The organism is Marinomonas epiphytica (assembly GCF_054780655.1).
On sequence record NZ_BAAGVX010000024.1, the window covers coordinates 1 to 593 of the forward strand.

The 593-nt window shown below is 43.7% G+C and carries 1 protein-coding gene; it reads left to right on the forward strand.

The window, feature by feature from the left end:
* Positions 1 to 64 precede the first annotated feature (64 nt).
* Positions 65 to 373, forward strand: coding sequence for a transposase (locus tag ACYVGZ_RS05120; RefSeq protein WP_460752131.1), 309 nt, complete (start codon positions 65 to 67; stop codon positions 371 to 373).
* Positions 374 to 593: the final 220 nt, after the last annotated feature.

Genomic DNA, 593 nt, shown 5'->3' on the forward strand with positions numbered 1-593 from the left:
TGTAGTGGTTCAATAATCCCGGACACCCAAATAAATGGTAAGCTTGCCACAACAGAGGTGTCCAATGAAAAAGAAACGTCGATCATTCACTCCAGAATTCAAACTTGAAGCTGCAAGCTTAGTTCTGGATCAGGGGTATTCCGTTCCTGAAGCCAGTCATTCTCTTGATGTCAGTGAAACGGCATTGAGGCGGTGGGTTAATCAACTAGAACAGGAACGTTATGGTGATACTCCAAAATCTAAGGCTATGACGCCAGAGCAAAAACGGATTCAAGAGCTGGAAAAACAAGTTAAACGGCTGGAAGATGAAAAACGAATATTAAAAAAGGCTACTGCTCTCTTAATGTCAGACGAATTCAAAAATATGCGCTGATAGACCGTTTAAGAGAGTGTTATTCGGTCAGGTTGGTCTGTCAGGCATTCGGAGTTAAACGCTCAACTTATTACGACTATCGCCAGCAGAAGCGATCTATTAATACGCATCGGCTGAATTTAAAGGCTCATGTGAATCGCGTATTCAAGGCAACGAGAAGCGGACTGGGAAGCCGTGGAATCAAAGACACTCTGGCGACCGAAGGTATTAATATAGGCCG

Coding starts and splice junctions, on each gene's coding strand:
- ACYVGZ_RS05120 (WP_460752131.1), top strand. CDS start 65: ATGAAAAAGAAACGTCGATCATTCACTCCAGAATTCAAACTTGAAGCT.